The organism is Asaia sp. SF2.1 (genome assembly GCF_000505765.1).
Lineage (GTDB): Bacteria > Pseudomonadota > Alphaproteobacteria > Acetobacterales > Acetobacteraceae > Asaia > Asaia bogorensis.
In genome coordinates, this window is sequence record NZ_AYXS01000003.1 from 72,446 (window position 1) to 79,014 (window position 6,569).

The following is a 6,569-nucleotide window of genomic DNA, read 5'->3' on the forward strand; positions in this document are numbered from 1 at the left end:
GCAGTCTCCTGTAGTTGGGATCGAGGGCGTCGCTGGCCGGAACGGTTGCCCGTTCTGCCTTGAGCCGACCAATCTCCTCCAGCATGGAGGTGATCTTCGGGGAGTCCGCCAACCCTTGGGCTCGCAGCGCATCCACATTCCGACGAAGGTAAGAGATGCGGTTGCGGATACGACGATAATCTTTCGTGTATCCGCGTTTGTCGCCCTTGGTGAAGCTGACTATCCGGGCCTCAATGAACATATCAAGCTCATGGAGGTAGATATTCGCCAGCATCGGCGAGACGACACCGCCCTGAGGTGTGCCGCTGTAGGTCCGATGATAGACCCAGTCCTCGATATAGCCAGCCTTGAGCAGGCCTCGGATCAGACGCACGAAGCGACGATCCGCGATCCGCTTTTCCAGCAGGCCGATCAGAACATCGTGATCGATATTGTCGAAGAACCCAACAACATCGACGTCGATCAGCCACTTCACCCCCGTCCATTTGGCGCGGATGGATTCCAACGCCGTGTGGCACGATCGCTCTTTCCTAAACCCATGCGAGTGCTGCGAGAACAGCGGTTCATAGATTTGCTCAAGGAGCGTCCGCACCACTTCCTGGACGAGCTTGTCCTCCGTGGTCGGCACGCCAAGCGGCCGTTTCTTGCCGTTGGCCTTCGGGATATACACCCGACGTACCGGCTTGGGCCGATAGCTTCCGTCCGCCAACCGGTCGATGATCGACCTGACCATCTCGGGCGAGAAGCCGTCGAGTGTCTTGCCGTCAACGCCCGGCGTCATCGCACCCTTGTTGGGCGCGATCTGCTGATAGGCATGCTCCCAAAGGAGCGGGCTTTTCATTAGGCGGAAGAGTCCATTGACCCGCCGACCCGACCTGATGATGGTCGGGAGTGATCTGACGGCCCTCTCGATGGTATCTGGCAGCATTAGCACACCTCCTCGTGAGGTTGTCTGATCGCAGTCGCTGCCGCCCTTCCCCCGAGCGTTGAAGCTTTTCGCATGGGTTGCCCCGTACTTATGGCCGCGCTCGTTCCCCATACGAATGGAGACTGTCCCGACCATTACGGCGGGCATTTGAGTACTATGGCGGCTCCGTCGCCATGCAGGTCCGGCAAGCCGTCCTGTTTAGGCGATCCCGCAATTACGGAAGTCGGAGTTCCGACGTGGTTAGGTGCCCCGTTCGTTCACTTGCCCCTCCCTACAGAGGGTGCGTCGGAGAAGCTGGCAGGCTCGCGGCATGACCGCTTGCTCGGGAGGAACTCAACCCCCTTTCCTCCATTTCTCCGATGTGCCGCGTCAACCATCCTGCGACACCGCTCACGTTGTTAGCCGCTGCAAACTGGGGTTCAGGCAATATAGCTTTCACCATACACGTCTTGCCCTGATCCATGACGCCGCGAATGGTTCTGACGCTTCCGGACCTTTTCTGAACATGCTACTTTCCCCCGTCCCTTTCGGGATTACAGCTATTGCTAGCCGAGGTTGGTCCAGTGGGCATGATCTATAGCCAGCAAGATCATCTACTCATGGTAGAGCTCCTTTTGTACTTCCGCCGTTACGGCGCACTGTTGAAAACAGTGTAGCGCTTGAGAAACGCGATCGTCTTTGGATCGTCGCGCTCGGCCTGGCTCTTGGGCACAAAGCGATTGGCATAGAAGACTGTCGTGCCTTTCTCGCCCTTGCGGACATTTGCGCCCAGCTTTTCAGCCTGCCTGTAGGTCAGCCAACGCTGTGCGCTAAAACCGCCTGTTTGCCCGGCGATCCAGAGCAGGATGACGTTAATCCCGCTATAGCGGCTTTCCGTCGTCGCATTACGCGGCAAGGACCCTGACGTCATGGTGTTGGTCCACGGCTGAACCCAGGGCGCATAGCCTTTTTCGAGTTCCGCGATGATGCGGTCGGTCGTTTCCTGGTGAAGGTCGGCGCGGGTACGGTCGGTCATGGGAGAGGCTCCGGATTTGGTGTGTGCTCTTTCTCTGAGCTTGACCGCTCCGGTAGTTGGCGGGTCGGGCCGGGTCAGGCGCGGCGCGTAAGCGCCGGGACCGGACCCACGCGCAGCCTGCGAGCATGGGGAGGACCCACCGCTTGATGCGGACCGATCCCGTCAGCTACCGCCCCTCTCCTCCCTCATTCTGTTGCGACCACCTCGGCGGGTGCCGCTACTGGCTCCGGGTTGATGCGGTCGTCGTCGAATTCGACGTCTTCGGCGACTGGATCATCGCCGACCGGGGCGTCGCTTCCGTCAATCCAGCAGATGATCCCCTCTCGGCGGTCCGATAGTTCGATATATTCGGGCGGAGCGGTCTGTTCCATCATCTTGCGTGCGGCAGCCTTGGCCCGTTCGATGATTTCGTCGGGGCTATCGGCCTCTATCTCCACGCTGTCATAGGCTCGGAGCCAGAAGCCGATCTTGACGGTGTATTGGGGCATTACGCGGCCTCCCTGGCCGCGAAGGCATTTGGCGAGACCAGCCTGAGCACGGGCTCCCTCCCCTTCGAAGGGCCGTGAACCCTCGCCTTGCTGTAAATGGCGCGTTCATCAAGCGTGTGGAACGCGAAGAAAAGCGCAGCATGCAGCGGATCTCGCAGGGGGCTCAGCTCCCACAAAGCGTAATCACTATCTCCCTGCGGCGTCATCAACGCCTCGAGCCTTCTGAGACGCTCCCGCTGCCACGATTGGAGCTTCGACCGTGTCACCCTGATCGACGCGGAAACTCCAATGCCGGTCTCGCTGAATCCTTCCGGCGTAAGAGCTCGCTCGAGGGTTGAGCGGTTCTTGCGGATATAGGTCTCTGCCTGCGTGCTGCGAGCATTGGCAAAGCGCATCCCGCCACCTTCACAAGAGGCCGCGTATTCGACGACCTTGCGCATGACGACCCACTCGCGATCCGCGCCAATAAGATCCCAGGACCGTGCCCGCGCTCCACTGCAGTCCCACATATTATTAGCGCCCCCCAGTTCGAAGAGCATGAAATAATCCTCCCTCCCATGCTCCGACGGGCAGGCTGCGGCGAGCTGGGCGGCCGTGAATTTCACGGCCACCTGGTCATAGACGATGCGATACGACATAGTCGGCCTCCCTCAGTTTTCAGAGGTCAGCATGACGACCTTGGCCCCAAGGCCCTCGTCACTGATCGCATAGAGCTCGATACTCTCGAGTGGAAAATCCGTGCCGATAATTGTCTGCCTGAAAAGCCTGATCGGCTGACGGCCTTCCTTGCCTCCATCCGTGCAGGTGACGACGGCAGTGCTCGTCGCGAGATCGACCTGCACCGACCATGCTTCGAATGGCTCCCGCCGAACTTTCGGATCGACGCGTGCAGATGCGATCACATCGACAAGCCATTTTGCTCCGTTCCTGACCAGAAACGCGGCACCGTCCGTCAGGACAAGGTCGCCGGTGTAGCGATGATATTTCGAGGTGCCGTAACACTGGGCGAGTTCGGCTTTGGTAAGGGCAGTCGTCATGGAGGTCTCCGGGGTTGTTCAGCGCGCTTTGACATTCTCTGCGCTTGACCCTTCCGGTAGCTGGCGGGTCGGACCGGGTCAGTCGCGGCGCGTGAGCGCCGGGACCGGACCCACGCGCAGCTGGCGAGCATGGGGAGGACCCACCGATTGATGCGGGCCGATCCCGTCAGCTACCCCTCTCTTTCCCTCAGGCGGCTATCGGGGTTTCACCCACTTCCGATGCGGCATTGGCGTCGGCGTCGGCCGCCAGATCAGCCTCGAGATCTGCAAGAGCGCGCTTCTTCTCATCGAGCGCAGCCTGGTCGCGGAACGGCGTACCAAGCCGCGCGCGGTAAGCCGGCAGGCGGGCGGTAATCTCGTCACGCGCCTTGCGGGTTTCCATCAGCTCTGTCTCGATGCGGCCGAGCCGGTGCTCGATTTTCGAAATCAGGCCAAGCGGCTTGGTATCGCGATCGAACGACACTTCGGACGGGCTGGACGTGAACGCGATCGCAAGGCCTGCCTCGATCTTCGGCGTTCCATCATCCAGAAACCGCGTCTGTGCTGCTTCGAGCAGGATCTCGAAACCACCGATACGACCGAGACGCCACGACCCTTCCTCGCGGTTCTTCTCCACCCTGCGCGCCTGGGACAAAAGCCATGCCCCGGCTTTCTCGCGCTCGGCCAGAACGCCCCGCGGCCCCTCGAAGGAAAAAGCCTCGCCGCGCGTCTCCACGCGCTGCGCGAGATCGGCCTCCAGGGCCGGGAAACGACGCTCGAGCGACGCCAGCTCACGCTCGCCAGTCTGGATCGAACGACGGACAGCGAACTGGTCATCATAATGCGCGGCTGCAAGACGCTCGAGACGCGCGAGATCGGCTTCGAGCCCTGCTTTCTGCATCAGGCGCATATCGCCAGAGGCAAGCGCCTTGGCCATGGCGAACTGGTTGCCCTCATCGTTAATATCCTCGATCCGACGGATCGAGCGATCGCCTGACATGGCGAGCGCGATGAAGCGCAGCTTGCGCTCGAGAAGCTGCCAGTTGGTTGCGTCCACCGAGCCTTCCTGCGCATAGGCGTAGATTTCGATCTCGTCGTGCTGGTTGCCCTGTCGTTCGATACGGCCCTCACGCTGGATGATGTCGGAAACGAGCCAGGGCACATCGAGATGGTGCAGAGCCTTCAGACGGGCCTGGGCGTTGACGCCCGTGCCCATGGTGGCGGTGCTGCCAATCAGGATGCGCTTGCGCCCTGCGTTCAGATCACCAAACAGGCGCAGCTTTGCAGCCGCCTTCTTGTAGTGCTGCATGAATGCGATCTGATCGGCGGGCACGCCGAGACGGGTCAGCTCGTCACGGATATGCAGATAGGCCGAGAACCCGCGTTTCTCGAACGCGGCTTCCGTGCCGAGATCGGAAAAGATCATCTGCACGGCGCCAGGAAGTGGCGCGGTCTCTCCTGTCTGCAGATCGCGATAGGTGTTCTCGCTCGTGTCGACCCAGATGCGATGGACGCGAGCGATCAGATCATCGAGCTTGCTGGACTCCTCTGCGTCACAGCGCACGAGACGCAGATCGATCGCGGCATGTCGGGCATCGTTGATGACCGAAAGCAGGATATCGTCGCCCTTCTCGGGCTTGCCTTCCCGCTCCTCGATCGCCTTGATCCGGTGCGCGAGCGTGCGCTGATAGGCCTTGAAGTCGTCATTGGCGGGCGTGACGACGATCGCACGGTGTCCGCCCTTGATCGCGGGCAGTTTGACGTAGCGGCGCAGATCGTCCTGCTGGACCACATCGGCGAAATGGCGATACATGGCCATAAGATCAGCGACGTTGACGAACTCGGTGAATCGCGTAACGGGCTTGTAGAGCCCGCTCGGCTGCAGCTCGAGTTCGGTGCGCGTCTCGCCGAAATTCGCGGCCCAGGCGTCGAACTCGTGGAGATCGCGTGCGCGCAGATCCTCGAGTGCCATGAAGCGCTGGACGGTGAACAACTCTCCAATCGTGTTCGTGATCGGTGAGCCCGATGCGAGGATCAGCTCGCGACCGGAATTGCTACGGGCGAGATAGCGGGTTTTCACGTACAGATCCCAGGCACGCTGGCTGCCATTCGGGTCCACGCCCTTCAGGTCGGACTGGTTCGTCGCGAAAGAGAGTTTGCGGAACTGCTGGGCCTCGTCGACCATGATCTGATCGATGCCGATCTCACCGAGATGCACCAGATCATCCTTGCTGCCCTGCAGGCTCTCGAGACGCTCCTGCATCCCCTCCTTCATACGCTCGATGCGCTTGCGAGAGAGGCGATCGTCCGGATCGACACTATCGAGGATGGCCTCGTAGGACGCGATCTGGTCCTCGATCATCTCACGCTCGAAACTGCTCTCGACCGGAATAAACTTGAAGGCATCATGGGTGATGATGATAGCGTCCCAGTTCCCCGTCGCAGCACGCGCGATGAAGCTCTGGCGCTTGGCCTTCACGAAGTTCGTCTCGTCGGCGACCATGATATTCGCGGTCGGGTAGAGCATCAGGAACTCGCGAGCCATTTGCGCCAGGCAGTGCCCCGGCACCACGATCATCGCCTTGGAGATCAGACCGAGGCGCTTTTGCTCCATCACGGCCGCACACATGGAGAAGGTTTTTCCGGCACCCACGGCATGCGCCATATAGGTGCGTCCTGAGGCGATGATGCGCCAGATGACGCGCTTCTGGTGGTCGCGCAGCATGATGGCCGAGCTGGCACCTGGAAGCCGCAGGTGGCTTCCGTCGAAGAGGCGCGGGACGAGATTGTTATAGGTCTCGTTATACAGTCGCACGAGGCGGTCGGCGCGCTCGCTATCCTGCCAGACCCAGTCCTGAAACGCAGTGCGGATCGCCCGGAGCTTCTCCTTGGCGGCCTCGGTCTCCTTGGCGTTGAGCATGCGCTTTTCGACCCCATCCTCCATATAGGTGTCGAAGATCTTCGGGCTTGCCTGTGTCAGGGCGTCCTCCAGCAGTTCGCCGGCATGACGGCGCTCCGTGCCCCAAACCGAGGTCGCCTCGGCGCGGCCGGCAAAGGCACGCTTGTCGATCGACCAGCAGGCCACGGCGGCGGTGTGGTAGATCCGGGCTTCCACGCCGATC

General features: G+C 61.0%; 6 protein-coding genes. All 6 read right to left on the minus strand.

All coding sequences use genetic code 11. The features are described from left to right. On the minus strand, positions 1-841 hold an 841-nt coding region (locus P792_RS37935; RefSeq protein ID WP_235075393.1), incomplete at its 3' end, for a reverse transcriptase domain-containing protein. A gap of 715 nt (positions 842-1,556) precedes the next feature. Then, positions 1,557-1,943 (minus strand): ArdC-like ssDNA-binding domain-containing protein, encoded by a 387-nt coding sequence (locus P792_RS23720; RefSeq protein WP_023977771.1) that lies wholly within the window; start codon positions 1,941-1,943, stop codon positions 1,557-1,559. A gap of 185 nt (positions 1,944-2,128) precedes the next feature. Then, on the minus strand, positions 2,129-2,431 hold the full coding sequence (locus tag P792_RS23725; protein WP_023977772.1) for a hypothetical protein: 303 nt from the start codon (positions 2,429-2,431) through the stop codon (positions 2,129-2,131). Continuing rightward, a complete protein-coding gene (locus P792_RS23730; RefSeq protein WP_023977773.1) occupies positions 2,431-3,069 on the minus strand; it encodes a hypothetical protein in 639 nt (212 codons plus the stop codon). Before P792_RS23730 ends, P792_RS23725 begins: the two co-directional genes overlap by 1 nt. Before the next feature lie 12 nt (positions 3,070-3,081). Next, positions 3,082-3,468, minus strand: coding sequence for a DUF6876 family protein (locus P792_RS23735; RefSeq protein ID WP_023977774.1), 387 nt, complete (start codon positions 3,466-3,468; stop codon positions 3,082-3,084). Between the two features lie 187 nt (positions 3,469-3,655). Next, on the minus strand, positions 3,656-6,569 hold a 2,914-nt coding region (locus P792_RS23740), incomplete at its 5' end, for a DEAD/DEAH box helicase family protein (protein ID WP_023977775.1).

Coding starts and splice junctions, on each gene's coding strand:
- P792_RS23720 (WP_023977771.1), bottom strand. CDS start 1,943: ATGACCGACCGTACCCGCGCCGACCTTCACCAGGAAACGACCGACCGC.
- P792_RS23725 (WP_023977772.1), bottom strand. CDS start 2,431: ATGCCCCAATACACCGTCAAGATCGGCTTCTGGCTCCGAGCCTATGAC.
- P792_RS23730 (WP_023977773.1), bottom strand. CDS start 3,069: ATGTCGTATCGCATCGTCTATGACCAGGTGGCCGTGAAATTCACGGCC.
- P792_RS23735 (WP_023977774.1), bottom strand. CDS start 3,468: ATGACGACTGCCCTTACCAAAGCCGAACTCGCCCAGTGTTACGGCACC.